Raw genomic sequence first — 549 nt, 5'->3', positions numbered from 1 at the left:
CCCATGACATTGAGAAGGCAGGCGGAGAGAACATCTCTGTATGCTACCAGTGTGGTACCTGTACAGGCGGCTGCCCCCAGGGCAGAAGGAACGCACTAAGGACCAGAAAGATCATGAGAATGGTCTCACTCGGCCTTAAGGATGAGCTCCTCAAGAGCGACGACATATGGTATTGCTCTACCTGCTACACTTGTACTGACAGGTGTCCGAGGCATGTTAAGCCGACTGATGTTATTATTGCGTTGAGGAATATGGCGACCAGGCAGCATATTGTGCCGAGGAACTTCCTGCAGACTGCTGGTTTTATTTTCCAGACTGGTCATGGTGTGCCGAATAATGATGCTAACCGTGAGCTGAGGAAGAGGCTGGGGTTAAAGGCTGATCCGCCGACAACTCATTCGTATCCGGAGTTTTTGCCGGGTATTCAGAAAATACTCGAAGCCACTGGCCTGATGCAGATCAAGGCTGATATTGAGGGTGGTAAGAAATGATGAAGTCTTCACTTTACTTAGGATGTATCGCACCGAACAGATATCCGGGCATTGAGGC

1 protein-coding gene is annotated in these 549 nt (G+C 49.9%); it reads left to right on the top strand.

Features of this window, described 5'->3' with window-relative positions; all coding sequences use genetic code 11:
- Nucleotides 1–491: CoB--CoM heterodisulfide reductase subunit C (hdrC, locus tag CUJ83_RS15585; RefSeq protein ID WP_230743391.1), on the top strand; the 491-nt coding region annotated here is incomplete at its 5' end.
- Nucleotides 492–549 lie beyond the last annotated feature (58 nt).

This window comes from Methanooceanicella nereidis (genome assembly GCF_021023085.1).
Classification (GTDB): Archaea; Halobacteriota; Methanocellia; order Methanocellales; family Methanocellaceae; genus Methanooceanicella; species Methanooceanicella nereidis.
The sequence above is the reverse complement of the archived record's forward strand: the minus strand, read 5'-3'. Positions and strand labels throughout refer to the sequence as shown.